Origin of the sequence: Bradyrhizobium sp. 41S5 (genome assembly GCF_011516665.3) — a bacterium.
Lineage (GTDB): Bacteria > Pseudomonadota > Alphaproteobacteria > Rhizobiales > Xanthobacteraceae > Bradyrhizobium > Bradyrhizobium quebecense.
The window spans coordinates 5,777,146-5,801,969 of the sequence record NZ_CP083721.1 but is presented as its reverse complement, the minus strand read 5'-3'; the positions used below and the strand labels follow the sequence as shown (position 1 = coordinate 5,801,969).

Sequence of the window (24,824 nt, the reverse complement as noted above, 5' to 3'; positions counted from 1 at the left end):
AAGATCATGCTCAAACAAAGAGCTAATGCGCGATGACGATTCGACCTAATCTCATCGCGCTTTAGTGGATACGCGAGGGCCTGGGAGCCAGCAGCAGCTGGTCGCTCAGATGCGCTTTCTCGGATCTTGCGCGCAGCTCCTCGAGGATCGGACGCAGCCTCGCCTGGGCGAGATCCAGGCCTTTGACAATGTCCTGATTCGGCATTTCGGCCGGAAAGCGGGCCGATCGCAGCTTTGTTTCGACCGCCTTGACCAGCACCTCGACGTCGTCGCGGTGCTGGCCGGCGACGAGCTCGGCGCCCATCAGGCGGATGAGATGGAGGAGGGCCAGCAGCGCGGCCTCGGTTTCGCCAGCCGATGAACTCATAGACGCTCTCTGCCTGATATTGTCGGCAGGTCTTGCGAGCTCACGACCTGCCTGATATTAAACATGTGAATTGTTAACGCGAATGTTAATTCCCGATGACGGACCTTTCGGACGCTCGAATAGCGAAGGTACCGGTTAGCTTCGGCGCCTTCTCGTTCGCTTTTGCCTCGCTCGAAGCGTTTGCTGTCGTCTTCGAGATGATCATCGTCGTGCTGTCCAGCATCATTGGCGGCGCGGCCTATCACCTATTTTACTACCACACGGTTTATAGCAACAGCTTCGAGGGTTTTCTAGGGATCGGGGTCCTCGCCGCCATCCTTCACATGTTCGTGGCGAAGTTGCAGGGCCTCTACAATGCGCAGGTGCTGGCCGGTCTCGACCGGCGCTGGAGCAGCCTGCTCGGCGGGTGGCTGCTGGTGGTCCTGCTGATGACCCTGATCATCTTCCTTCTGAAGGTTGGCTCCGGCGTCTCGCGCGGGTCGGTGATGTCGTTTGGCCTGATCGGCGGCCTTGGGCTGGTGGCCGGACGGATGCTGCTGCAGGCGCCGCTGCAACGTGCGATCGACCGCGGCATGCTGGCGACGCGCCGTGCGGTGGTGGTCGGGATGGCGGACGAATTGTCCCGGGTGCGGCAATCGAGCCTGCTGCGCGATTTCGGCCTCAGCGAGGTGCGACGGATCCAGTTGTCCGGCCTGTCCGACGAGGCGGGCGACCGCGCCGCCGTCGTGTCAGCCATTCGCGCGGCACGGGAGTGCGGCGCCGACGAGATCATCCTGGCGATGCCCTGGCAGCAGGAACCGCGCATCCAGTTCGTGTGCGATCAGCTACGGGCGTCACCGCTGCCGGTGCGGCTGCTGCCGGATCGGACGGCGGAGCGGTTCCTGGCGCTGCGGATGGTGGCGTCTGGCCCGATACCGACGCTGGAAATGCAGCGCTCGCCGCTGACCTCGGTCGAGCGGGCCGGCAAGCGGCTGTTCGACATCGTGGCATCGAGCGGCCTTCTGGTGCTGTTCGCGCCGCTTCTGATCGGGACTGCGATTGCGATCAAGCTCGACTCCAGGGGGCCGGTCCTGTTCCGCCAGCGCCGCAACGGGTTCGACGGCAGGCAATTCACCATCCTCAAATTCCGCTCCATGCATGTGCTCGAGGACGGCGATGTCATCACGCAGGCTCGCGCGAACGATCCGCGGCTGACCGGGATCGGCGCCACGCTGCGCCGCCGCAGCATCGACGAGCTGCCGCAGCTGGTGAACGTGCTGCGCGGCGACATGTCGCTGGTCGGGCCGCGCCCGCATGCGCTGGCGCATGACGACAAATATTCGAAGCTGATCGCAAGCTATGCGCAGCGCCAGCACGTCAAGCCGGGCATCACCGGTCTCGCACAAGTGCAGGGACTGCGCGGCGCGACGCCCGCGATCGAGGACATGCAGCTGCGCGTCGCGCACGACCTCATCTACATCAAGAGCTGGAGCTTCGTGCTCGACCTGCGCATCCTGCTGCGCACCGTGGGCGCGGTGCTGCGGCACAAGGGAATCTAGCGGGTCGGGCATCCGACGGCTGCCCGCGTGCCGGCGCGCGCTACTCCGGAATGCTCTGGCTGGCGTCCTTGAATTCCGCCTCGATGATGAGCCGGTTGGCATCGGTCGCCACGCGATAGGCCTGGCCGAGCGCCGGCTTCAGCTCAGGCGCGCGGGTGAGGATCAGGCGGACCTGCCGCTGCAGCAGATCGACCAGTTCCACATCGCGCGTGGTATCGACCTGCGCCAGCAGGATCAGGCGCGGCGCGATCAGGTCGCTGCGGTTGAAGCCGGTGTAGTAGGACATCTTCAGCGCCTTCGATGCGGTCGGGTTCAGCCAGTCGAACCGCCCGGTCGCCGAGGCGAGGCCGAACCAGCCGCCGGCGTCCATCGGCGAGAGCCGCAGCGTGCGGGTGAAGGCGGCTTCGGCCGCCTCGGGCGAGGTCTGCAACTCGCTCCAGCCGTCGGCAAGCCACAGCTCGCTCCTGACCACGCCGAGGGCGGCCGCTAGCGAAGGCTTGCCGCGCAATGCATCGGCGGCGAGCCACCAGATCGACAACGCCAGCGTCGCGGCGCCGATCAGGATTGCGGCCGGCACGAAGGCCGGCGACAGCTGCCGTGCGTGATGCCGGGGCGCATCAGTCTTCGCGTCAGCCATGGCGCGCTGCCCGGTTGCCGGTCATCAGCAGGGTTCGCCGCGCGCCCTCCAGCTTGACGCAGGTCAGGCGGCCCGTCGCATAGGCGCCGGTGTCGACATTGATGCGGTTGCGCAGCAGTTCGGCCTCGTGCACCGGCGTATGTCCGTGGACCACGACCTTGCCGAAATCATCTTCCGACACCAGGAAGTCGTCGCGGATCCAGAGCAGATCCTCCTTGCGCTGTTGCTTCAGTGCGAGCCCGGGCCTGACGCCGGCATGCACGAAGAAATAGCGGCCGCAGGAATAGGTGATCGGCAGCGAGCGCAGGAAGGCGAGATGGGCCGGCGGCATCTGGCGGACCAACTGCCCGGCGAGCGCCCTGCGTTCCGCGGCGTCGGGATTGAGCGAGGGCGTCAGTCCATAGGACATCAGCGTCTGCAGGCCGCCGAATTGCCGCCATTGCGCGAGCATGTCGGGATTGACGAGAAACTCCAGCAGGCAGGCCTCGTGATTGCCGAGCAGGCAGACCACGCTGTGGGTCCGGCGGCGTTGTTCGAGCATCGCGATCACATCGCGCGAATCCGGTCCGCGATCGATGTAGTCGCCAAGGAAGACCTGGATCGGCCGCGCAGGCCGGACCTTGCGGATATCGGCATCGATCCGTGCGCAGATCTCGTGCAGCAGGTCGGCGTGTCCATGGATATCGCCGACGGCATAGATGCAGGTCTCGTCGCCCTCGTCATGTTCGAGGTCGCCGGTCTGGCCGACCATACGCCGGAGGAGGCTGAGCATCTGTGGTCTAGCCCGCCTGCAACGGTGAACGGCTGATCCGCTGTGCCAGTCCTGTTCCGATCACGGCTCCCAACACGATCACTCCGGGCAGCGCCGGCAATTCCGGCAAGGTAAAGGCGGCGAGCGCCAGCGTCAGCAACACGGCTGCCGCCGCCGCGGGATAGGACCAGTCACGGCCGCGATTGCGTGCGCCGGCCGTGAACGCGGCGATGCCCACGATCGTAACCGCGAGTGAAGTCCAGAACATGGCGGAACCGAACTGCGCGATCAAGGCTGCGGCACTGGTCGCCACCGCGGGCCGCGTGGTCGCCCCTTGCCAGTCCATGTAGGTCGATGCCAGCGTCGCCGTGGTGCCGGCGCCGCCGCCGAGCGCGGGCAGGTCGGCGAGCAGATTGTGGGTCGACTGCACGAGCTCGTCCGGCGCATGGGCGAAGGCTATGGCAAGCGCCACGTCGGGATGACGGTTGGCGACCGCCGTTACCAGCGCGATCAGCGCGCCCGCAGCCGCAGCGGCAGCGCTGCTCCAGCGAGGCAGATGAAGTTTTCGCGCGGCGAAGGTCATCAGGACGAGCGCGATGCCCGCTGCGATTGCGATGGCGGCGCCGCGCCGGCCGTACCAGCAGGCGCTGGCGGCGCTAAACAGCGCGCTGGCGGCGAGCAGCCGGCGCAATCGGGCCGACTGGGCCGCCGTGCGGCCGCCAATATGTCCGCCGACATCGAGCGCGCGCGCAAGGCTGAGCGGGACGCCAATCAGGACGACGACGAGGAATCCGTTGGCCGTCCCGTCGCGCGCAGCGTCGGCGGCGCCAAGCCAGGCTTTGATCGGATCGCCATACAACAGCAGGATCACCGCCGCGACGGCCGCCGTCGCTGCAATGCTGCGGGCCACGATGTCGGCGCGGCGGGCATCGATCGCGATCGCCGCGGCGGTGATCATGACCGAGAGCAGCGACAGCCAGAGCAGCAGCGCGCCAAGGCTTGCGCCGGTATCGATCGTGATGCTGCCGCTGAGCGGTGTCTCCAATGTTTCGCCGGCGAACTTCCACACCGGATGCGCCCAGAACGTCAGCGGAAGCATCTGCAGGATGATCCAGAGCATCGGCACGAGCGCTGCCGCAACGGCGGGCCCGGCGACCCGCTTCAGGAACGACAGTTCACCTGGCCGGATCGCCGTCAAGCCTGCCAGCAGCCCGAGCGACGTTGCGGCGCCGACCAGGCCAATGGCGAGCGACGCGTCGATCAGACCCACCGGAATCGACGCTCCGATCAAGATGCAGATGAAAGCCGTGACGTTCGACACGGGAGGGGCAAATCCTTCGGAAACAGGTCCTGCGGAAGATGAGAACGCAAGGCAGCGGGATGCCCCGGGGTCGCCGCGAGGTCAATGGAAATCGGGCGCGCCAGATCGCGCGACCCCGTAGCGCGCTACTGCGGACGGCGCGCGGCGATGAGCGGCGTCGAGGTGCGGGACCGGAGCAACGGCGTGAAGGCGCTCGCGAGATATCCGCCCTGCAGCGATACCATGGCGGTGATCATGAGCAGCGCAGTCTCGGACCACGAGAGCCGAGCTACGCCGATGGCGGCCAGCAGCATCAGTTCGGCAAGCATCACCGGCACCAGCACCAGACAGTGCTGGCGCAGCCCGAGCACGGCGCCGCCGATCAAATTGCCAAGCAAAACAAATAACATAACCAAACCCTGCGCCCGCATATTATCGGCCGGGTCCTAAGCCGGGGTTAACCCGGTCGTCGCAAATCGTCGGAGTGATGCACGGCGCATGGGGGAGGGAAAACGCCCAATTCCGCGGCAAAAACGCCAGAGCTGCCAAGAGGGCCGTCAAGAGGGCCGTCAAGCAAGGCGACGGTCCCCAATGCTGGCGTCCGACGGCGGAATGTTAATGGCCGGGGCAGTCGTGATCGCGCCGCTCGCAGCCTTCGGCGTGCTCGCGCATGGCGTGCGGACCCGCCGCCGCGATGTGATCGTGCCGCTCGCGGCGCTCTGCGCGTCGGCTGCCGGCGCACTCCATTCGATGATCGATTTCTCGCTCCAAATCACCGGCTACGCGGTTGTTATCGCGGCTTTGCTCGGGGCGGGCCTGTCACAATCGTTCCGCTCCGGCAAGGGGGCCGGCAGCGGTCGCACCGAGAGTGATGCCTGTATCGCGGCCGGTTCGCCAGTTAACGTTGAATTCGCGGGTCGGTCCGGGGGCGGCCGGGCAGGGGTTTTAATTGGCGCGATAACTCTGACTATGCTAACGAACTGTTAGTATTCGTTAGGAGGATATCAGTGTTCACATTTGAGCGATCCGGCGGTCTTTCCGCTCCGCGCCTGGCGGTATTAAGGATGTTGGCACGCGCGGCGCCCAGCGGCACCACCCTTCCTTCAACAGTTACTCCCTGAGCGGGCTTCCGATCGCCAATGGAGAATTCTCTGCAGCAACGCGCTTCGGTGTCAGCGGCGGGACGCTTCCCGGGATCATTGGAGGGCGCGAGGGCAGGATGCATCCTGCCGGCGCGGCGATAGGACGGAGATGCTTCAGCGCAACCAGATCTCGCCGTCCGTCGATCTGAGAAGTCGTCCGGCCGAACTGCCGTCGCTGGCGGAAACCTTCGACGCCTTCGTCACCTATCTGCTGCGGCAGTATTGGGTCATCCTCGGGACTGCCGGGCTCTGCCTGTTCGGCGGCATCTGCTACCTGATGACGGCCGCGCCGAGCTATACCGCGCTCGCCACGATGATCATCGACACGCGCAAACTCCAGGGCGCCCAGCAGCAATCGCCGGCGAATGACGTCCCGGTCGATTCATCCGCGGTCGAGAGCCAGGTCGAGATACTGAAGTCGGAGAACGTGGCGCTCGCGGTGATCCGCGACCTCAAGCTCAACGAGGATCCGGAATTCATCGGCTCCAGGGCCGGCGCGGCGGGAGCGGTGCTGGATTTCGTGTCCGGCCTGTTTGCCGGCCGCGCGCCGTCCAACGAGTTCTACCGGACCCGGCGCGCGGTCCGCACCTTCGAGAAGCAGCTCGACGTCCGCCGCCGCGGCATGACCTATGTGATCGAGGTCTCTTTCCGATCGCTCGATCCCGAGCGCGCCGCGCAGATCGCCAACGCCGTTGCCGACGCCTATATCGTCGAACAGCTCGATTCCAAGTATCAGGCGACCCGCCGCGCCAGTGTCTGGCTGCAAGACCGCATCCAGGAGCTGCGCAGCCAGGCATCCAATGCCGAGCGCGCCGTGCTCGACTACAAGAAGACCAACAACATCGTCACGTCCAGCGGCAAGCTGCTCAACGAGCAGCAGCTCGGCGAGCTCAACACCCAGCTGGTCCAAGTGAAGTCGCAGGTCACCGACGCCAAGGCCAGGCTCGACCGCATCGAGGCGGTGGTGAAGGGCGGCGTCCCCGATGCGACGGTTGCCGATACCCTGAACAACCAGGTCATCACCAAGCTGCGTTCGCAATATCTCGAACTTGCCAACCGCGAGGCCGACTGGTCGTCGCGCTACGGCTACAATCATCTGGCCGCCGTCAATCTGCGCAACCAGATGCGCGAGATCCAGTCGTCGATCATCGACGAATTGAAGCGGCTCGCCGAGAGCTACAAGAGCGACTATGCGATCGCCCTGCAGCGCCAGACCGAGATCGAGCGCGCGGTGAACGATTCGGTTTCGCAGTCGCAGTCCACCAACCAGGCGCAGGTCACGCTGCGCGAGCTCGAGAGCTCGGCCCAGACCTATCGCTCGCTCTATGACAATTTCCTGCAGCGCTACATGGAAAATGTGCAGCAGCAGTCGTTTCCGGTCAGCGAGGCGCGGGTGATCACCCGTGCCTCGCGTCCGCTCAGCAAGAGCCACCCGCAGACCCTCGTCGTGCTCGCGCTCTCGGCGATCGGCGGCCTGATTGCCGGGCTCGCGCTCGGTGTGTTGCGCGATCTCTATGACCGGGTGTTCCGCACTGCTGACATGGTCGAGACCATCCTCGATGCCGATTGCGTTGCGATCGTTCCTCGCCTCTCGCCGAGCCAGCTCAAGGCGCCGGTGGCCGGTCGTCCGAACCTGCCGGTCGCCGCGCGCATGATCCAGCGCGGCGACGAGCCGGTGCTGTGGGCTGCGATCGATTCACCATTCTCGCGGTTCTCGGAAGCGATCCGCTCGATCAAGGTCAATGCAGACCTCAACGTCACCAAGCCGTCGAAGATCCTTGGCCTGACCTCGGCGCTGCCCAACGAGGGCAAGTCGACGCTGGCCTTCGTGTTTGCGCAGCTGGTCGCCCAGAGCGGGGCCCGCGTGCTCCTGATCGATTGCGACCTGCGCAATCCCTCGCTCAGCCGCAAGGTCGCCGCGAACGCCGAGCGCGGCATTCTCGATGTATTGTCGAAAAATGCGACATTGCAAGACACGCTGTGGCGCGATCCCGAGACCGGTCTTGCCTTCCTGCCGGGCGCCACACGGTCGCGCATCGCGCATTCGCATGAGGTGCTGGCCTCCGACCAGATGAAGGATTTAATCGATGCCGTTCGCAGCCAATATGATTACGTGATCGTCGACTTCCCGCCGCTGACGCCGGTGGTCGATGTCCGCATCACCGCGCACTTCGTCGATTCCTTCGTCTTCATCGTGGAATGGGGCAAGACCCAGGTGCAGGTGGTCGAGCGGGCGCTGCGCAGCGCGCGTGCGGTCAACGAGAACCTGCTCGGCGTCGTGCTCAACAAGGCCGATATCGCCGCGATGAGCCGCTATAGCGGCTATGGCGGCAAGAACTACTATTACAACTCGCACTATGGGCGATATGGCTACACTGAGTGAGACGCACGGCGGGATGCCCCGGCGTGCCGCCATCTGGCTTGCGCGCGGCTTCCGGGCCGCGATCGCGTGCTCGTCGGTCGCCTGGGACGCGATGCAGATCGAACGACCGCCTCGACGAGCTTGCCCGAATGCCGCCCGCAGCGATGGCTAGACCATGACGATGGAATTCAGCATCGGTCAGCACAACGCGCATTATGAGGGCGTCTATTCGGCGCAGGAGCGCGACTGGCGCCGCGTCTGCGCGGTCGACAAGGCCGATCATATTGCCGGCTTGCTCGGTGCTTCCGCCGCCGGTGTCGGCAATGTGCTCGAGGTCGGCTGCGGCACCGGCGCCGTGCTGGCGCGGCTGTCCGCGATCGGCATCGGCCGTGACTTCACCGGCATCGACGTCATCGATCCCGCAACCAACCTGGAGACCGACGGCGCCGCTTCGGCCCCGTTCCGCTGGTCGAGCTATGACGGTGCAACGATCCCGTTCGCCGACGGATCGTTCGACCTCGTCTGTGCCAGCCACGTGCTCGAACACGTGCCCGAGCCGCGCGCGTTCCTGCACGAGCTTGCCCGGGTGGCGCGGAATTTCATCTATCTCGAAGTGCCGTGCGAGCTGCATGCGCGGACCAATCGCCGGGCGCTGCAATCGACGCTCGACATCGGCCACATCAATTTCTACACGCCGGACACGTTCCGCCTGGTGCTGGAGACCGCGCGGCTCGATGTTGTCGGCTTCGGTACCTATGATCACAGCCTGCCGGTGCACGCCTTTCATTCATCGCGGGTCAAGGGGCTTGCCAAGAGCCTTGTGCGGAAGTCGCTGTTGTCGGTCAGCCCCGAGCTTGCGACCCGGCTTGCGACCTATCATTGCGGGGCGCTCTGCCGGCGCGCCGAGGCGGCGCCGCCGCCGCGGGACCGATAAGCCATGGCGCCGCGCGTGGTGGTCTTCAACAACATGATCACACCCTACACCAACCGGCTCTACAACCAGCTGGTTGACCGTGGGCTCAATCTCGCCGTGCTGTCCTGTACGGCGCAGGAGGCCGATCGCTCCTGGGCGGGATCGTTCACACCGCGCTACACGACGCGCACGGTGCCCGGTGTCTCGATCCCGCTGTCGCGGTCGCGTTACACCCATCTCAATATCGGGATCGGGCGCGCCTTGAACGCGCTCGCGCCCGACCTGCTGTTCGTCAATGGTCTTTATCCCTCGATGCTGGCCGGCGCAGCATGGGCGCGCGCCAACGGCAGGGCGCTTGCACTGACGATCGACGGCTGGCGCGAGACGATGCCCAACACGGCGTATCACCGCCTGGCGCGGCCTTGGCTGCTGCGCCAGTGCGACGCGGTCGTGTGCTGCAGCGACAAGGGCAGGGCGTATTTTCGTGGCGAGGGTGTCGGCGACGACGATCTGTTCGTGGTGCCGCTGGTGCCGGCATGGGATCCGCCGGACACCGCCCCGGGTTTCCACGACCGTCCATTTCACCTGCTGTGGTGCGCCCGCATCAACGACGACGCCAAGAACGCGATCTTCTTCGAGAACGCCGCCATCGTGCTCGGCCGGGTCTTGCCCGGCTTAAGGGTTCGCGTGGTCGGGTCCGGCGCTGCCGAGCAGCGCATGCTGGCGCGGCTCGGAGGCGCCGGCATCGATGTCAGCCACGACAGCTATGTGCCGTGGCAGGCGGTATCGGAGGTCTATCTGCAATCGCGGCTGTTGCTGCTGCCCTCGTTGCTGGAACCGTGGGGTCTGGTGTGCAACGAGGCCTTGCAGTGCGGAGTTCCCTGCCTGGTGTCGCCCCATGTGGGGGCGGGCGGCGAGTTGGTGCGCGACCAGGTTAATGGCCATGTTTGCGTGCTCGATGAGCAGATCTGGGTCGACGCGGCGCGCGGCTTGCTCGAACATCCCGCGCGCTGGGAGGCGATGTCGCAGCAGGCCCGGCAGAGCGTGCGAAAGGATGCACTTGCCGACGCCGCGGCGCGCTTTGCGGCCGCGGTCGATCATCTCTTGAGGGCGCCGGCCCGGCAGGAAGCCGTTCAATGATCGGCAGATGGTGGTTTCGAACCGAGGTCTTTCTGCACGCCTATCTGGTGATGGTGCTCGGCTGCATCTATTTCCTGTTCAATTTCATCGAGGGCATCTCGTTCGCGGAACGGGCCGGGGAGTCCACGCTGTTCCGCGGCGCGTGGCTGCTGCTTTACATCCTGCTGATGCTGCACATTGCGGTCGATCGGAAGCGCTTCGGCCTGCTGATGCTGCAATCGCATCTCTATCTGACATTCATTGCTTTCGCGCTGGTGTCGCTGGCGCTGAGCGCGGACCCCGCGGGCGCGTCGATCAAGTTCGCGATGTATCTCCTGACCACGCTGTTCTCGGCCTGGGTCGTGATCAGCTGTCCCGTCGATCGGCTCGTCGACACCCTGTTCCGGATCGGAATCGCGGTGCTGATCGTTCACGTCCTGCTGTTTCCGGTGATCGGCTCGCAATGGGACTACGACCCGCTGCATCGGCCGACCGTGCTCGGGACCCAGGCTTATGCCGGTGTGTTCGGCCACAAGAATCTCGCGGGCGCCTTCTTCGGTCTCATGGTGCTGATCTGTTTCGTGCGCATGCTGGCGGGGCCGCGGCGGCAGTTCGGCTGGTCGCTGTTGCTGATGGGGTGTCATCTTTTTGCGCTCGCCGCGGCCGGCGCGGCAGGACCGCTGATCAGCATGTTGACGGCACTCGCCGTGACTTTCGGGCTGCTGCTGGTGGTGCTTGGGCGCAGGGGAGCCGCCTCGATCTACTGGCTCGGCCTCGCCTTTGTTGCGCTGGTCATGTTCGCCGTGCCGAGCGACGAGTTGTACGGGCTGGTCGGCCGCAGCGGAAACCTGACCGGCCGCTCGTTCCTCTGGGCGGTCTGGCCGCATTTCTTCTGGCAACACCCCTGGCTGGGCTACGGCTTCTCCGGGTTCTTCAACGAACTGCCGAACTCGCCCGTGAACGAGCTGACGAGCATGGCGCCATGGAACACCGAGTTCGGCTCGTTCGAGAATTCCTATCTCGATGCCTTCCTCCAGTTCGGCCTGCTCGGCGGCGCGTTCTATATGCTGCTGCTGGCGCGGGCGTTGTGGAACACCATCGTCTTCACGTTCGAGCGGCGCGGAATGTACTGGCTGGCGCCGTTCGCGATGCTGCTGTTCGTCGTGATCGCGTCAGCCAACGATTCGAGTCAGTTGCTGCATAATTACTTCGGCTGCGTGCTGGTGTTCTGGTGCTATTTCGGGCCGGAAGCCAGGCTGCAAATGGCGCCGCGGCGGGCGTTTGCCAGACTGCGTGTGAGTGAGGCGTGAGTGTGTTGACTGAAAGGCTGGATCGTATGGCGGCCCAGAGCCGGGTCGCCGGTGCTGCGCGCGGAGCGCTCGGCCGGCTGCGGCGCGCCGGGGGCAATGTCGCGCTCGGCCTGATCGATCAGGCGCTGCTCAGCGGCTCGGCCTTCGTGCTGACGATCGTGCTCGCCAATGTGCTCGATATCAATTCATTCGGCCAATTCAGCATCGCCTGGTCGTTCTCGATCCTGATCGAGGCGGTGTTTCTGCGCGGCTTGTTCGACGACGGGCTGCCGGCGACTGCGCATCGCATCCCGAAATCGTTGTGGTCGCAACTGCGGCTCGGCCTTTATCTGTCGTCGCTGCTCGTCTCGGCGGTGCTTGGCCTGCTGCTGGTAATTGCCGGCCTCGTGATCGGTGCGGTCGGCAGTGTCGCCGGCGGGCTCGTGATCGCAACCGGGCTCGCGATCCCTGCGGTTCGGCTGCAAAGCATGTTCCGCCGCATCTGCTATCTCGATGGGCGGCTGCCGCGCGCGGTGGTGTCGTCGCTGACCTATTGCGCGGTGCTCGTCGTCTCGGCCGGGCTGATGATCGCGTTCAAGCTGACCGGCGCTGCCGCCGCGATGGCGTGCATCGCGATCTCGGCGGCGCTCGCCGGCAGCCTGCTGCTCGCTCACACCAGCGACCTGGCCTGGCCGCAGACCCGCATATTCCGCGGCTCGCTGCGGCGGCTGTTTCGGAACGGCCGCTGGTTCGTCGCGACTTCGTTCACCTATTGGATCGGCAGCATCGGGCTGATCCCAGTTTGCGGCTTCCTGATCGGGCTGGACGCGAGCGCGTCGCTGCGGATCCTGCTCTTGGCGTTTGCACCGCTCAGCCAGTTCTGCGCGACGATGTTCTCGGTCCGCCTGCCGGAAATCGCAGCCGAGCTGCGCGCCGGCCGGCGCAGTGCGGTCGCCGCTGCTGCGCGCGAAAATGCCGTGCTGCTCGGCTCGATCGCGCTCGCCTATGGCGCGACGGTCGTGCTGCTCGGTCAGCGCATGCTCGCGCTTGTCATCCACGGCCAGAGTTACGAGGTCGGCACCGGCAGCATCGCCTTGATGGGGACCGCGATGGCGCTCGACGCGGTGTGGCTCGGCCTCGCACTGCCGCTGTTTGCGACCGGCAGGCCGCAGCGGTTCATGCTGAGCCGGATCGCTGGCCTCGTCGCGCTGTGCTGCGTTCTGCCGCTTGCGGCGGAAGCCTGGCAGGTGATGGGAGCGGTAGTGGCGATGGTGGCCTCCAGCGCTGCGTCGGTGATCGTGGTTGTGCTGACCAATTCGGTGCGGGAGAAGACATGACTGACGACGCACCCGGCCGCGCGCTGCAGCGGCTGCATATCGGCGCCTTCAATTGCGGCATCGCGGGCTGGATCAACACCGACATCACGATGCATCTGTGGATCGCGCGGGTGCCGCTCGCAGCGAAAGCGTTGCATCTCGCCGGCCTGCTGAGCGACGCCCGCTATGCCGAGCACCGCCAGGGGAAGTTTGCCGGCCTCCGCTACATGGACCTGACCAAGCCATTGCCGTTCGCGGATAGCAGCGTTTCGGCGGTGTTCAGCGCGCATGTCTTCGAGCACCTGTTTCCCGACGAGGTCGAGCGGCTGGCGCGTGAGATCGCGCGGGTGCTGGCGCCGGGTGGGGTATGCCGCATCGTCGTCCCCGATATGGAAAAGATCGTCGCCCTCTACGATCCGGCGGCACCGCAGGGCTTCCTCAAGGGCGTGTTCGAGATCGAGCGCCGCAAGGAGGCCGCCTTCGCGCATCACTGGGGCTTTACGCGCGCCTCCCTCGCGGCGCTGTTCCGCGACGCGGGCTGTTCCGAGACTCACACCCGGACCTACCGTGAAGGCATCTGCCCCGACATCGACCGGCTCGACAACCGGCCGGACGAGTCGATCTTCTTTGAGGCGATCAAGTGAGCGGAAGCAGAGAGCCGATATGCCGTTGCGTGAACAATTGCGCGTGTCGTGCTAGAGCATGATCCGGAAAAGTGCGAAGCGGTTTTCCGAAAAGATCATGCTCAAACAAAGAGCCAATGCGCGATGACGATTCAACCTAATCTCATCGCGCTTTAGACCGACGCAACCGGTAGCAGGAGACTGACATTGCTGGGCGCAATTCAAGCCCGAGTTTCCGGTGCAGCGCGCAAGCGGCGCGGCGAGTTCCTCGTCCGCACCGTGAATCTGCCGCTCGACGCAAAGATCCTCGATCTCGGCGGAGGCACCGGCCGGCACATTCGCGCGATTCTGCCGCGCCATACCGACATCACCGTCTGCGACATTTCTGGCGACGATTTGAAGGCCGCGCGCGAGCGCTTCGGGTTCAAGACCGTTCTGCTGCAGGAGACCGAGCGCCTGCCGTTCAACGATCAGGCATTCGACTTCTGCTTCTGCTCGTCGGTGATCGAACATGTTACCGGGCCCAAGCAGGACGTCGTGACGATCGAGAACGACACGGCATTCCGGACTATGGCGCGCGAGCACCAGAATCGCTTTGCCGGCGAGATCTCGCGGGTCGCGAAGTCGTTTTACGTGCAGACGCCGCACCGGTACTTTCCGATCGAGAGCCATACCTGGCTGCCCGGAATCATCGTCCTGTTGCCGAGGCGACAGCAAATCGCACTGATCGAAAGGTTCAACCGCTTCTGGTTCAAGCGGACCGCGCCCGACTGGCACCTGTTCGACTGGCGCGAGATGACGGAGACATTCCCGGACGCGAAGATCTATCGCGAGCGATATCTCGGCATGACCAAGTCGCTGATGGCGATCAAGGCGTGAGGCAGGCATCTGCCCGCCGCATCAATCGTGGCGGCGGGCGAGGATATTGATCAGCGTACCGACCGCGGGCCGGCGATCGAGTGCCGGCGGGAGCGGCGAGCCGCCAAAGCTGACGCCGAGCATTGTGAGACCATGTTGTCGCAGCAGGCCCTGCATGACGGCCGGCGTGGTGTCGAGTCTGGAAAAGGCAAGGTAGCGGAACAGCGGCCGCGCCAACACGCGCGACGAAGCCACGTGCGCGAGCTTGTAGCCCTGGCGCAGCAGCGATCCGCGGTTGGGGATCGAGACCAGGAGCAGTCCGCCGGGCCTGAGCACGCGATGGATCTGGGCGAGGCACTGCGCCACGTCGGGGACATATTCCAGCACGCTCGCGCAAAGCACGCCGTCGAAGGATCGATCCGCAAACGGCAGGTTTGCGATCGTCGGAATCTGCCGGAATGTGAGCCGGTCGGCGGGGCGCTCGCGTGCAGCCGCAATCATCTCCGATGAGGCGTCGACGCCGGTGACGTCGCAGCCGCGCGCGGCGAGCAGGCGGGAGAGCGTTCCGGTGCCGCAACCTGCATCCAGCCAGCGTTGGCCATTGAGGTCCGCGTTCCCGAGCAGATCGAACATCGCGGCGGTGCGCGCCTTGAAGGTGCGGCTCTGATGAAGCCTCTCCCACTCCGACGAGATCTCGTCGTGAAAGCGGATTTCAGGTCGGTCGCGGGTCTGGGCCATGGTAGCCATGGTGTTCCCTACCAGTGGAAGCCGCTCACTTTGGCGCGCACCTCTCGAGGCAGTCCAATGTCCGACAGTTCCAGCACGACGTGGTCGGGCCGGGTTGCCTTCAGCGCTGCAACGAAGCACGGATCGGCCGTCGTCAGCACGATGATGTCGGCCCATTCGATTGTCGCCGTCACATCGTCATGCAGCAAACCGACCAGCTCCGGGTTGCGCATCAAAAATTCCCGGTTGGCGCCGATCAGTTGCGACAGCTGCACGTTTGGGTCGTAGATCCGGATGTCGCGCTGCTCACCGCGCAAGCTTTTGACCAGCTCGACGAAGGGGCTGTCGCGGACATCGTCGGTGCCGGCCTTGAAGCTGATGCCGAGGAACGCGATGCGGCGGCCGTCATGCGACAGGATCCAGTCGGCGCCGCGCGACATGATCATGTCGTTGCTCGGCAGGATGCTTTCGAGCACCGGCGTCGACAGTCCACGGCTGTGCGCGAGGTGCTTCAGCGCCTTGACGTCCTTCGGCAGGCAGGAGCCGCCGAAGGCAAAACCCGGCCGCAGATAGGCCGGCGAGATGTTGAGCCGGGTGTCTTGCAGGAAGATGTTCATGACGTCGCGGCCGTCGATGCCGAGCGTCTTTGCGATGGTGCCGATCTCGTTGGCAAAGCTGACCTTCAGCGCATGCCAGCTGTTGTCGACATATTTGACCAGTTCGGCGGTCTCGACCGGCGGGGTGATCTTGGCGCCCGGCAGATCCTTGTAGAGCGCCATGACGCGGTCGGCGGTTTCCTGATTGAAGGCGCCGACCACGGTCTTGGACGGCGCGTTGAAGTCGGCGATCGCGCTTCCTTCGCGCAGGAACTCCGGATTGAAGGCGAGGTCGAAATCGCGTCCGATCTTGTTGCCGGAGGCTTCCTCGATCAGCGGCCCGACGGTGTCGCGGGTGGTGCCGGGCAGCACGGTGGAGCGGATCGTCACGGTATGCGGCGCGTTCTTCGCGCGCAACCCGCGGCCGATCTCGATGGCGACCTGTCGGATCGCGGTCAGGTCGAGGTTGCCGTTGGCGGACGACGGCGTGCCGACGCAGACCATCGATATGTCGCTGTTGACGATCGCTTCGGTGGCGTCGGTGGTTGCGGTCAACTGACCCGTTGCAACCGCGTGCGCCACCTTGTCCGAGATGCCGGGCTCGATGACCGGCGATCGGCCCTCGCGGATCAGGTCGACCTTCGCGATGCTCTTGTCGACCCCGATGATCTGGTGGCCGAGTTCGGTGAAACAGGCCGCGCAGACCGTTCCGACATAGCCGAGGCCGAAAATGCTGACGTTCATGCTTCGACCTTCGACAATCCGGGGACCTGCGCGTGGCCGCGTTGCGTTTCGCGTGAGTGGGGCGGCGGGGCGTTCAACGCGATGCCCGCCCGGCAGCTGCATTGGCGTTGACGCTCGACGCCTGCGAGGTCGACCGCTCTGCGGTGGCGATCGGGCGTGGGGCGCGGCTCTGCCAGGGAAGCTTCCTGGCGAACAACGCCTCATAGGCGGCGAGCAGCTTCGGCTCCTCATGCGTCCAGGACAATTCGCGCTCGATGCGGCTGCGGCCGAATGCTCCCATTGTCCGCCGCAGCGCCGCATTATCGATCAGCGTGATGATCTTGCCGGCGAAGTCGTGCGGGTCGTTCTTCGCCGCATAGAGCGAGGCGTCGAGCGCGGAGCGGCGGCCTTCGCGAACCTCGAACTGAACGATCGGCCGTCCGAGCGCCATGTACTCCATGATCTTGTTCATGGTGGAAATGTCGTTCATCGGCGTGACGCGATCCGGATTGACGCAGACGTCCGCGGTCGAGAGCATCGTGAACAGCGCCTCGTCGGCGATAGCGCCGGTGAAATTCACGTAATCGGAGAGCTGCATCTCTTCGCAGAGTTTGACCACCGCATTCCACTCCGGCCCGGTGCCGGCGATGTTGAACTGGATGTCGGTACGGCCGAGATCGTGCACGATGTGGCCGATCGACTGCAGCAGCAGATCGATGCCTTCCGACTGGCCGATCACGCCGACATAGCCGACACTGTAGCGCCGGCCGCGGCGCCAGGCCGGATCGGCGGGGCGGGAGCGTACCCGGTCGAGATTGGGGCCGGAGCGCACCACGAAAATCCGGTTGGCCGGCATCCGGCCGCGGGTGATCGCGATCTCGCGATAGGATTCGTTGGTCGCGATCGAGATGCTTGCGGTCTTGAAGGTGAGATATTCGACCAGCCGCAGCAGATGCCAGAAGAAATCCCTGCGGCCGAATTTTGCTTCGTAGAGCTCGGGATTGACGTCGTGATGATCGAACACGAAGCGCTTGCCGCCGAGCTTGAACAGCAGGCCGATCAAGAAGATCAGGTCGGGCGGATTGCAGCCATGGATCACGTCGAAGCCGTGCTTCCACGCCACCTTGATCGCAAGCCACGTCTCCCAGAACAGCGCGACCGGATATTCGATGAGATAGGCGGCGATCCCGCGCGCTTCCAGCGGCATCGGATGACGGTAAATGTGAATGCCGTCGAGGCACTCGTAGGATTCGTTATGGCCGCGGCCCTTCGGGCAGATCACCGAAACTTCATAGCTTGCCTTGCGCAGCGACGTTGCCTCGCACCACACCCTGCGATCGAAAGGAACCGGAAGGTTCTCGACGATGATCAGGATCCGCCGCGGTGATGGTTCAGCTCTCGACATCCGCGATGATCTATACCATTGACCTAACAACATCACAATCCGACTAACATCGGCATTAACATACGCAGCTTGCATTTTGCAATCCCGCCGCGGATGTGACGGCGACGAGACACGGACATGGCAGGTAAAGTGAGGGATTGGGCACAAAGGGCGTTGATCGCGCTGGTTTTGAGTGCGCTGGCGCCGCTGGCTCACAAATGGCCGCTGCAGTGGGCCGGTGCAGCGGCAAACGATGTGCTCTATGTGAGCCATGTGAACGTGGTGATCCCGCCGACGCTTTTCGGCATGACGATCAATGCGATCGGGCAGTCACAGCCATGGCCGGCGCTCAAATTTGACGGCGTCCGCCTGTGGGGCGCGATCTACTGGGCGCAAATCAACCCGGCGCCCGGCATCTACAATTGGGCGCGCTTCGACGCCATTCTTGCGGCGGCGGAGCGCGAGCACGTCGAGATCGTCCTCAATCTCGCCTTCACGCCGCGTTGGGCCGCGTCGGTGAAGGATGCGCCGCCGGCATTCACGCCGGGCGCGAGCTCGCCGCCTGCCGATCTCACATCATGGGACGAATGGGTGCGTGCGGCCGTTACGCGCGCCGCCGGCCGCATCAAATACTGGGAAATCTGGAACGAGCCCGAGGATCCCAAATATTACTCGGGCGATATCGCGACCATGGTCCAGATGCAGAAACGGGCCTACGAGATCATCAAGGCCAGCGATCCCGCCCTAACTGTGCTGACGCCGCCGTCGAACGGCACGCCGGACGGTTATCGCTGGCAACAGGCCTTCATGGCGCAAGGCGGCGGACAATATGCCGATGTCTTCGCCTTCCACGGCTATGCGAGCGAACCCGAAGCGGTGATCGGAATCATCGCTCGCTTCAAGCAGATCCTCGCCGCGCACGATCTCTCCACAAGGCCGATCTGGGATACCGAGGCCGGCTGGTCGTCCCACGAGGACAATCCGGATGGCTGTCTGGCGCGCGCCTATATCCTGAAATGGATCAGCGGTGTCGACCGGTTCTATTGGTACGAGTACGCCGGCGGGGGCGGTGACTTCGGCAAATTGTGGGACCGGGCGCGCGGGCTGCTTCCGAGCGGAATTGCCTATCGCACGGTCCAATCATGGCTGGTCGGCGCCAGCGTCGTGGCGGCAGACCGGACGTCGCCGTCGACCTGGCGCGTCGAACTCCGCATGCCGGATGGCCGCAACAGCTTGATCCTCTGGACCACCAGGGGGCGATCCGTACATCGGGTCGACCCGCGTTTTAGCCGTTACCAGGGCCTGGACGGCGGCGAAGGAGCTGTCGCCAACGGTGAGGTCGAGATCTCGCCCAAACCGGTCCTGTTATTAGAATGATAACGATGTTAAATCCTCTGCGATGAGATAACTATGACGATGTTCCGGGCTTCGTTGCGGGCGGCGGCGCGATACAACGGGTGCTGTTAACTTGAGGCGATTGAACCGACCGTGAAGCAGATCGCGCAGAACTATAAGAGCGGCGAGCTCAAGCTGATCGACTTGCCGGCGCCGCGCTGCCGCCCCGGCGGGGTTTTGGTGCGCACGGCATTTTCGGCGGTGTCGACCGGCACCGAGATGATGAAATTCACCGAAGGGCGCCTTTCGCTGCTCGGCAAGGCGCGCGCGCGCCCCGACCAGGTTGCCAAGGTGGTGCGCTCGGTCCGCCAGCAGGGATTGCTTGCGACCTATCAGAAGGTGATGAACCGCCTCGATTCCTACACGCCGCTCGGTTATTCGCTGTCGGGCACCGTCGTGGAAGTCGGCGAGGGCGTCGGCGGCTTCTCCGTCGGACAGCGGGTCTGCTGCGGCGGCAATCAATATGCAACCCATGCTGAATATAATTGGGTGCCGATGAACCTTTGCGTGCCGCTGCCGGACGGTGCAGCGCTCGACCAGGCCGCGTTCACGACGATCGCCTCGATCGCGCTGCAGGCGATGCGCCAGTCGGAAGTCGGTTTCGGTGCGACCGCCTGCGTGATCGGCCTCGGCCTGATCGGGCAGATCATGGTGCGCCTGCTGCGCAGCGCCGGTGTCGTGGTCGCTGGGCTCGACAGGCTGGAGCCGCGCTGCCGTCAGGCGGAGGCGGCGGGCGCCGCAATCTGCGCGGTCGCATCGGATGATGCTGCGGCCGGGTTTCGCGCCCGGATCGACCAGCTGACCGCAGGCAACGGTGTCGATTGCGTGTTCATCACCGCTGGCAGCGACGATCCATATCTCGCGTCGCGTTCGGCCGCGTTGCTGCGCGACCGCGGCCGCATCGTCGACATCGGCAAATGCACGCTTAACCTGCCGTGGAACGAATTCTACGACAAGGAGCTCGACGTTCGATTCTCGCGCTCCTATGGCCCCGGCCGCTACGATCCGCTCTACGAGGAGGGCGGCATCGACTATCCGATCGGCCATGTGCGCTGGACCGAAAAACGCAACATGGAGGCGATCGTCGCGCTGCTCGCCGACGGGCGGCTCGATTTTTCTGGGCTGATTTCCGAAGTGGTGCCGCTGGAGCAGGCGACGTCGGCGTTCGAGCGCATGAGCCGGGGCGAGGTGGGGCTCGGCATGGTGTTCGCCTATCCGGACGCCGCTCCTCGCGCGATGCAGATGGTCTATCGTCCGGCCGTTGCGCTGCGCAGCGGCCGGGTCCGGCTCGGCGTCATCGGCGCGGGCAATTATGCCTCCAGCATGCTGTTGCCGCAGCTTGCAAGTCACCCGCGCGTCGATCTCGTCGAGGTCGCCACCAATACGGGCCTGAGCGGCGCCACCGCGGTGCGCAAGTTCGGCTTCGCGCGTGCCTCGACGGATGCGGCCTCGGTGCTCGAGGCCGACGACATCGATGCTGTGCTGATCGCGACGCGCCATGCCTCCCACGCCGATCTCGCGGCGCAGGCGCTGCTTGCCGGCAAGGCGGTGTTTGTCGAAAAGCCGCTGGCGATCGATGCAGACGCGCTCGATCAATTGGAGCAGGTGATCCGCGATACCGGCAATAGCCGGCTGATGGTGGGCTTCAACCGCCGCTTCTCGCCGCTGCTGCAGCGCATGCGCGCGGCGTTCGCGGCGGCCGGGCCGCAGACCCTGCAATATCGCGTCATCGCCGGCCCGCTGGAGAAATCATCCTGGTATCTGCAGGCCGAGAGCGAGGGCAGCCGCTTCGTCGGCGAAGGCGGCCATTTCATCGACGTATTGTCATGGTGGCTCGGCGCCGAGCCGGTGCGCATCTCCGCGCGTGTGTCGGGCAAGGATGTCGACAATCTCATCGCCACGTTCGACTTTGCCGACGGCTCGGTTGCGAGCCTCAGCTATCTCACCGGCGGCGATCCGCGTGTGCCGAAGGAGGCGCTCGAAATATCGGCAAGCACCGGCTTTGCCGCCTTCGACAATTTCGCGAGCTTCGAGGTCTGGCACGCGGGACAGCGAACGGCGAAGAAAGCGCGGCTCGACAAGGGGCAGCGGCTGATGCTGGATGCCTTCATCGCCGCGGTCGCATCGGGAGCCGCGATGCCGATCGGGCTCAAATCGCTGCTTGCGACCACCCGCGCAACGCTCGCGGTGCAGGAGAGCGCAGCCGCCGGGATGCCGGTCGATCTGACCATCGGCGCAGCAGAGCGGGGCGTCGCACGCGCCTTGACCGGCGTGAGATGAATCCGGCCTGGTATCTGCGCAGGCTGCAGCGCATGGAGCCGTCCGAGCTTGCGGGACGGGCGAACGATCAGCTGCTGCGCCTGCTCTGGCGCATCACTCCGCCCGACATCGCACGACACGCCAGCGCCAGGCTTGCCCCGGGCCCGCGCCAGGCGCGGCTGAAGCCGCTGCCTTTGCCGGAGCACGCTCCACAGCAGGCCACCGGGCGACTGATCCGTGCTGCGGACCGGATTCTCGCCGGACATTGGCGGGTATTCGCCAGAGATCATAGTGCTTTGGGCGAACGGCCGGATTGGTTCGTCGATGTTCGCAGCGGCAAGCGGGCGCCTGCTGACATGTACGCGTTTGTGGTTCCCTATCGCAACGAAGCCGCGGTCGGGAACATCAAATACATCTGGGAGCCGTCGCGTCACCACCATCTCACGGTGCTCGCGTCGGCGTATTACCTGACCTCGGACGAACGCTACGCCAGGCGCGTGGCCGCGCATCTCACAAGCTGGTGGCGCGAGAATCCATTCCCGCGCGGCCCGCACTGGATCAGCGGCATCGAGCTTGGCGTGCGGTTGATCTCGTGGGCCTGGGTGCGCCAGCTGCTGCAGAACTGGCCCGGCGCGCCTGCGCTGTTCGAGGACAACGACCAGTTCCTGGCGCAGCTCTACGCGCATCAATACTGGCTGTCGCAGTTCCCGAGCCGAGGCTCCTCCGCCAACAACCACCTCATCGCGGAGACTGCCGGGCAGTTCGTGGCGGCCTGTGTGTTTCCCTTTTTCCGCGACAGCGCGCTGTGGCGCCAGAATGCCGCCAGGACGCTGGCAGACGAAGCTGTTGCGCAAACCTTCGCCTGCGGCAGCAATCGTGAGCTCGCGACCGATTATCACGGCTTTGTCCTCGAACTGCTGCTGGCCGCGGCGGTGCAGGGCGAAGCGTCCGGGCACCAGCTGGGCGACATGGTCTGGGCCACGATGTGCCGCATGAGCGACGTCATTGCCGCGATGCTCGACGATCGCGCCCATCCACCCCGTCAGGGTGATGGCGACGAGGGCATTGGCCTGCTGCTCGACGATCCGGCCTGCAATCGCTGGCTCGGCCTGCTCGCCACCGGCGCGCGCCTGTTCGGCGATCTGCCGTGGTGGCCCAAACAGCCGGAGCCCGACCTGCGGACGTTTTTTCTGACCGACGGCATCAAGGCGCGTGCGATCGCCGCGCGACCCGCGCGCCGCCCGCATTTGCTGGATGAGGCGGGACAGACCTTTCTCGTCGATGCCGACCGAGCGGTGTGGTGCCGCTGCGATCACGGCCCGCATGGCTTCGGCCGCATTGCGGGGCATGCCCATGCGGATGCGCTGTCGCTCGAATGCAGGATCGGCGGGGTCGATATCCTCGCCGACCCCGGCACCTATTGCTATCACGGCGATCCGCGATGGCGTGCCTATTTCCGTTCCACGCTGGCGCACAACACGCTCTGCCTGTTCGGGCGCAACCAGTCGGTGTCGGGCGGGCCGTTTCTCTGGACGCGGCATGCGCAGAGCCGGCTGATCGCTTCGAGCGGCCTGGACGATCGTGATGCGGACGCAAGCTGGGTCGCGGAGCATTCGGGATATCAGGACACAGCAGATCGTCTCGTGCATCGCCGTTCGGTGCAATTGCAGCGTCTGGCGGCGCGGCTTGTCGTCACCGATATTGTGCTAGCCGATGAAGGGCTTGCGGTGCCGGCGAGCCTTAGCTGGCATCTCGGTCCCGACGTCCAATGCAAGCTCGAAGGGCGTAACGCGCGCCTGTCATGGCCCGGCGGGCGCGGCGAGCTCGAACTGCCGGCAGCGCTCAGCTGGACAGTGTATCGCGGCGACGAAACCGTGCCGGCCGGCTGGTATTCGCCGTCGTTCGACCTCAAGGTGCCGGCGACGACGCTGATCGGCTCCGGAACGCTGGCCGCCGGCCAAAGCCTGGTGACGGAGCTGCGCTGGTCTTCAGACCCGGCACGCCGATCATGAAGATCCTGGTCGCTCACAACAGGTATCAGGGACGCGGCGGCGAAGACGTCGTGTTCGAAGCGGAAGTCGACCTGTTGCGCGACGCTGGACACAGTGTCGAGACGCTCACGGTCAGCAACGAGGCGATCAATTCGCTTGCCGCGCGGATCGCGACGACGCTGTCGATCGCCGATAATGCGGAGGGAAGACGGGCCATGGCGGAGGCAATCGGCCGCTTTCGCCCCGACATCGTCCACGTCCACAATTTCTTCCCGCTGCTCTCGCCCGCCGTGTTCGATGTCTGCCGGCAACAGCGCGTACCTGCGGTGGTGACGCTGCACAATTATCGCAGCATCTGCACCGGCGGCATGCTGCTGCGCGACGGCCGCATCTGCCACAAATGCCTGGACCGCGGGCATCTCTGGGGCGTTGCCCATCGCTGCTACCGCGGGTCGCTGCCGGGCTCGCTGGCCTCGGCCTACATGATCGCGCGGCACCAGCGCCGCGGCACCTGGACCCATCCCGGTGTGCGCTTGATCGCGCTGACGCAGTTTGCCCGAACGCTGTTCGCGCAGGCAGGCTTCGATGCCGGCCGGATCGACGTGAAGCCGAACTTCATGACCGATCCGGGTGCACCCGATCCGGCCATGCCGCGCACAGGGCTGCTCTATGTCGGACGGCTGAGCCGCGAGAAGGGCGTTAGCGTGTTGCTCGACGCTGTTGCTGGGACCGGCATGCCCTTGCGGATCGTCGGTGAAGGACCGGAGCGCGCTGCGCTCGAAGCTCGGGCGTCCGCCAATGTCAGGTTCCTCGGCGCACTCTCGCGCGCAGAAGCGCTTCGGGAAATGGCGAGTGCCCGGGCGTTGGTCGTGCCGTCGTTATGGTACGAGGGATTTCCGATGGTCGTGGTCGAGGCCTTCGCACAGGGTACGCCGGTGATCGCATCCGACATCGGCGGACTTGCCGAGGTGGTGAGTGCCGGCAAGACCGGCGCATTGGTGCCGCCGGGCGATGCGGCAGGGCTCAGACGGCGGATTGTTGAGCTTCTGGGCGCGCCCGATCTCGCAACGGCGTGGGGGCTGGCTGCACGGACCGCCTATCTCGAGCGCTACGCGCCGGGCGAGAATCTGCGGCTGCTCGAGGCCATCTACGCGCGCGCCGCCGCTGGATGATCGCCGGAGACGGTTGCTTCGGCCGTGATCGGGCTCCGTCTCGCTGTTTCCACGTTCTTGCCCCTAACGGGTTGCAGCGAATCTAATGTTAATTCGTTATATCTGGCGCTTGATCGGGCTCCGCTCCAGCTTTGGCCGAGCGGCCGAATTGCCCCGATTCTACGATCGATTCCTCGGTTTTCGTCCGCCTGGCGCTCATAGCCTACAACCGGAACCCGGCATAACGCCGTTCCGCTTGCCCGTCGGTTGTGAGGTTTGACGCTTTTTTGGAAAAGCTCTCACGCAGCGCAGAAATATTTTTTCAGATCAGAAAATCGCGTCGAAGCGCTCGCAAAGGCTGCGAAATTCCGTGCCATGGCGCCA

Annotated in this window: 21 protein-coding genes; 13 read left to right on the top strand and 8 right to left on the bottom strand. The window is 65.0% G+C overall.

Annotated elements, in window-relative coordinates:
- Positions 1-61: 61 nt before the first annotated feature.
- Entirely contained in the window at positions 62-367 is a 306-nt protein-coding gene (locus tag HAP47_RS28075; RefSeq protein ID WP_173641812.1) for a hypothetical protein, read from the bottom strand.
- A gap of 95 nt (positions 368-462) precedes the next feature.
- On the opposite strand from HAP47_RS28075, the gene HAP47_RS28070 reads away from it, so the two are divergent.
- Positions 463-1,905 (top strand): undecaprenyl-phosphate glucose phosphotransferase, encoded by a 1,443-nt coding sequence (locus tag HAP47_RS28070; protein WP_231168439.1) that lies wholly within the window; start codon positions 463-465, stop codon positions 1,903-1,905.
- Positions 1,906-1,945: 40 nt separating this feature from the next.
- On the opposite strand, the gene HAP47_RS28065 is transcribed toward HAP47_RS28070, so the two are convergent.
- From HAP47_RS28065 to HAP47_RS28050, 4 genes are all read right to left on the bottom strand, one after another.
- On the bottom strand, positions 1,946-2,542 hold the full coding sequence (locus HAP47_RS28065; protein ID WP_173641813.1) for a hypothetical protein: 597 nt from the start codon (positions 2,540-2,542) through the stop codon (positions 1,946-1,948).
- Positions 2,535-3,314, bottom strand: a complete 780-nt coding sequence (locus HAP47_RS28060) for a metallophosphoesterase family protein (protein ID WP_231168437.1) — start codon at positions 3,312-3,314, stop codon at positions 2,535-2,537. Before HAP47_RS28060 ends, HAP47_RS28065 begins: the two co-directional genes overlap by 8 nt.
- A gap of 7 nt (positions 3,315-3,321) precedes the next feature.
- Positions 3,322-4,614: a hypothetical protein gene (locus tag HAP47_RS28055; RefSeq protein ID WP_173641814.1), complete on the bottom strand. Its 1,293-nt coding sequence runs from the start codon at positions 4,612-4,614 to the stop codon at positions 3,322-3,324.
- 125 nt (positions 4,615-4,739) lie between these two features.
- A complete protein-coding gene (locus HAP47_RS28050) occupies positions 4,740-5,003 on the bottom strand; it encodes a hypothetical protein (protein WP_173641815.1) in 264 nt (87 codons plus the stop codon).
- 181 nt (positions 5,004-5,184) lie between these two features.
- On the opposite strand from HAP47_RS28050, the gene HAP47_RS28045 reads away from it, so the two are divergent.
- The 8 genes from HAP47_RS28045 (at position 5,185) to HAP47_RS28010 (ending at position 14,236) form a co-directional block, all read left to right on the top strand.
- Positions 5,185-5,580, top strand: a complete 396-nt coding sequence (locus tag HAP47_RS28045; RefSeq protein WP_173641816.1) for a hypothetical protein — start codon at positions 5,185-5,187, stop codon at positions 5,578-5,580.
- A gap of 264 nt (positions 5,581-5,844) precedes the next feature.
- Complete coding sequence (locus tag HAP47_RS28040) at positions 5,845-8,118, top strand: polysaccharide biosynthesis tyrosine autokinase (RefSeq protein WP_173641817.1); 2,274 nt, start codon at positions 5,845-5,847, stop codon at positions 8,116-8,118.
- Positions 8,119-8,272: 154 nt separating this feature from the next.
- A complete protein-coding gene (locus tag HAP47_RS28035) occupies positions 8,273-9,031 on the top strand; it encodes a class I SAM-dependent methyltransferase (protein WP_173641818.1) in 759 nt (252 codons plus the stop codon).
- Between the two features lie 3 nt (positions 9,032-9,034).
- Complete coding sequence (locus HAP47_RS28030) at positions 9,035-10,150, top strand: glycosyltransferase family 4 protein (protein ID WP_173641819.1); 1,116 nt, start codon at positions 9,035-9,037, stop codon at positions 10,148-10,150.
- Positions 10,147-11,439 (top strand): O-antigen ligase family protein, encoded by a 1,293-nt coding sequence (locus HAP47_RS28025; RefSeq protein ID WP_173641820.1) that lies wholly within the window; start codon positions 10,147-10,149, stop codon positions 11,437-11,439. Before HAP47_RS28030 ends, HAP47_RS28025 begins: the two co-directional genes overlap by 4 nt.
- A 26-nt stretch (positions 11,440-11,465) precedes the next feature.
- Positions 11,466-12,755 carry a polysaccharide transporter gene (locus HAP47_RS28020; RefSeq protein ID WP_210285346.1) on the top strand — a complete coding sequence of 430 codons (1,290 nt, stop codon included), beginning with the start codon at positions 11,466-11,468 and terminating at the stop codon, positions 12,753-12,755.
- On the top strand, positions 12,752-13,378 hold the full coding sequence (locus tag HAP47_RS28015; protein ID WP_173641822.1) for a class I SAM-dependent methyltransferase: 627 nt from the start codon (positions 12,752-12,754) through the stop codon (positions 13,376-13,378). The genes HAP47_RS28020 and HAP47_RS28015 overlap by 4 nt, the downstream gene beginning before the upstream one ends.
- Positions 13,379-13,564: 186 nt before the next feature.
- Positions 13,565-14,236, top strand: a complete 672-nt coding sequence (locus tag HAP47_RS28010) for a class I SAM-dependent methyltransferase (RefSeq protein WP_173641823.1) — start codon at positions 13,565-13,567, stop codon at positions 14,234-14,236.
- Positions 14,237-14,257: 21 nt separating this feature from the next.
- On the opposite strand, the gene HAP47_RS28005 is transcribed toward HAP47_RS28010, so the two are convergent.
- The 3 genes from HAP47_RS28005 to HAP47_RS27995 all read right to left on the bottom strand — a co-directional run bounded on the left by HAP47_RS28005 (position 14,258) and on the right by HAP47_RS27995 (position 17,665).
- Positions 14,258-14,962 (bottom strand): class I SAM-dependent methyltransferase, encoded by a 705-nt coding sequence (locus HAP47_RS28005; protein ID WP_173641824.1) that lies wholly within the window; start codon positions 14,960-14,962, stop codon positions 14,258-14,260.
- Between the two features lie 8 nt (positions 14,963-14,970).
- Positions 14,971-16,281 carry a nucleotide sugar dehydrogenase gene (locus HAP47_RS28000; protein ID WP_173641825.1) on the bottom strand — a complete coding sequence of 437 codons (1,311 nt, stop codon included), beginning with the start codon at positions 16,279-16,281 and terminating at the stop codon, positions 14,971-14,973.
- 73 nt (positions 16,282-16,354) lie between these two features.
- Positions 16,355-17,665: a glycosyltransferase family 4 protein gene (locus tag HAP47_RS27995; protein ID WP_173641826.1), complete on the bottom strand. Its 1,311-nt coding sequence runs from the start codon at positions 17,663-17,665 to the stop codon at positions 16,355-16,357.
- A gap of 117 nt (positions 17,666-17,782) precedes the next feature.
- Here HAP47_RS27995 and HAP47_RS27990 point away from each other — a divergent pair, with 117 nt between their 5' ends.
- From HAP47_RS27990 to HAP47_RS27975, 4 genes are all read left to right on the top strand, one after another.
- On the top strand, positions 17,783-19,021 hold the full coding sequence (locus tag HAP47_RS27990; protein ID WP_231168436.1) for a glycosyl hydrolase: 1,239 nt from the start codon (positions 17,783-17,785) through the stop codon (positions 19,019-19,021).
- A gap of 111 nt (positions 19,022-19,132) precedes the next feature.
- Positions 19,133-21,319 carry a bi-domain-containing oxidoreductase gene (locus HAP47_RS27985; RefSeq protein WP_173641827.1) on the top strand — a complete coding sequence of 729 codons (2,187 nt, stop codon included), beginning with the start codon at positions 19,133-19,135 and terminating at the stop codon, positions 21,317-21,319.
- Positions 21,316-23,310 carry a heparinase II/III family protein gene (locus HAP47_RS27980; protein WP_173641828.1) on the top strand — a complete coding sequence of 665 codons (1,995 nt, stop codon included), beginning with the start codon at positions 21,316-21,318 and terminating at the stop codon, positions 23,308-23,310. Before HAP47_RS27985 ends, HAP47_RS27980 begins: the two co-directional genes overlap by 4 nt.
- Positions 23,307-24,461, top strand: a complete 1,155-nt coding sequence (locus HAP47_RS27975; protein WP_173641829.1) for a glycosyltransferase — start codon at positions 23,307-23,309, stop codon at positions 24,459-24,461. Before HAP47_RS27980 ends, HAP47_RS27975 begins: the two co-directional genes overlap by 4 nt.
- Positions 24,462-24,824: the final 363 nt, after the last annotated feature.

Bases quoted from the DNA above. Each gene is read 5' to 3' on its own strand.
- HAP47_RS28075 (WP_173641812.1), bottom strand. From the start codon at position 367: ATGAGTTCATCGGCTGGCGAAACCGAGGCCGCGCTGCTGGCCCTCCTC.
- HAP47_RS28070 (WP_231168439.1), top strand. From the start codon at position 463: ATGACGGACCTTTCGGACGCTCGAATAGCGAAGGTACCGGTTAGCTTC.
- HAP47_RS28065 (WP_173641813.1), bottom strand. From the start codon at position 2,542: ATGGCTGACGCGAAGACTGATGCGCCCCGGCATCACGCACGGCAGCTG.
- HAP47_RS28060 (WP_231168437.1), bottom strand. From the start codon at position 3,314: ATGCTCAGCCTCCTCCGGCGTATGGTCGGCCAGACCGGCGACCTCGAA.
- HAP47_RS28050 (WP_173641815.1), bottom strand. From the start codon at position 5,003: ATGTTATTTGTTTTGCTTGGCAATTTGATCGGCGGCGCCGTGCTCGGG.
- HAP47_RS28045 (WP_173641816.1), top strand. From the start codon at position 5,185: ATGCTGGCGTCCGACGGCGGAATGTTAATGGCCGGGGCAGTCGTGATC.
- HAP47_RS28040 (WP_173641817.1), top strand. From the start codon at position 5,845: ATGCTTCAGCGCAACCAGATCTCGCCGTCCGTCGATCTGAGAAGTCGT.
- HAP47_RS28035 (WP_173641818.1), top strand. From the start codon at position 8,273: ATGACGATGGAATTCAGCATCGGTCAGCACAACGCGCATTATGAGGGC.
- HAP47_RS28030 (WP_173641819.1), top strand. From the start codon at position 9,035: ATGGCGCCGCGCGTGGTGGTCTTCAACAACATGATCACACCCTACACC.
- HAP47_RS28025 (WP_173641820.1), top strand. From the start codon at position 10,147: ATGATCGGCAGATGGTGGTTTCGAACCGAGGTCTTTCTGCACGCCTAT.
- HAP47_RS28020 (WP_210285346.1), top strand. From the start codon at position 11,466: ATGGCGGCCCAGAGCCGGGTCGCCGGTGCTGCGCGCGGAGCGCTCGGC.
- HAP47_RS28015 (WP_173641822.1), top strand. From the start codon at position 12,752: ATGACTGACGACGCACCCGGCCGCGCGCTGCAGCGGCTGCATATCGGC.
- HAP47_RS28005 (WP_173641824.1), bottom strand. From the start codon at position 14,962: ATGGCTACCATGGCCCAGACCCGCGACCGACCTGAAATCCGCTTTCAC.
- HAP47_RS28000 (WP_173641825.1), bottom strand. From the start codon at position 16,281: ATGAACGTCAGCATTTTCGGCCTCGGCTATGTCGGAACGGTCTGCGCG.
- HAP47_RS27995 (WP_173641826.1), bottom strand. From the start codon at position 17,665: ATGTCGAGAGCTGAACCATCACCGCGGCGGATCCTGATCATCGTCGAG.
- HAP47_RS27990 (WP_231168436.1), top strand. From the start codon at position 17,783: ATGGCAGGTAAAGTGAGGGATTGGGCACAAAGGGCGTTGATCGCGCTG.
- HAP47_RS27980 (WP_173641828.1), top strand. From the start codon at position 21,316: ATGAATCCGGCCTGGTATCTGCGCAGGCTGCAGCGCATGGAGCCGTCC.
- HAP47_RS27975 (WP_173641829.1), top strand. From the start codon at position 23,307: ATGAAGATCCTGGTCGCTCACAACAGGTATCAGGGACGCGGCGGCGAA.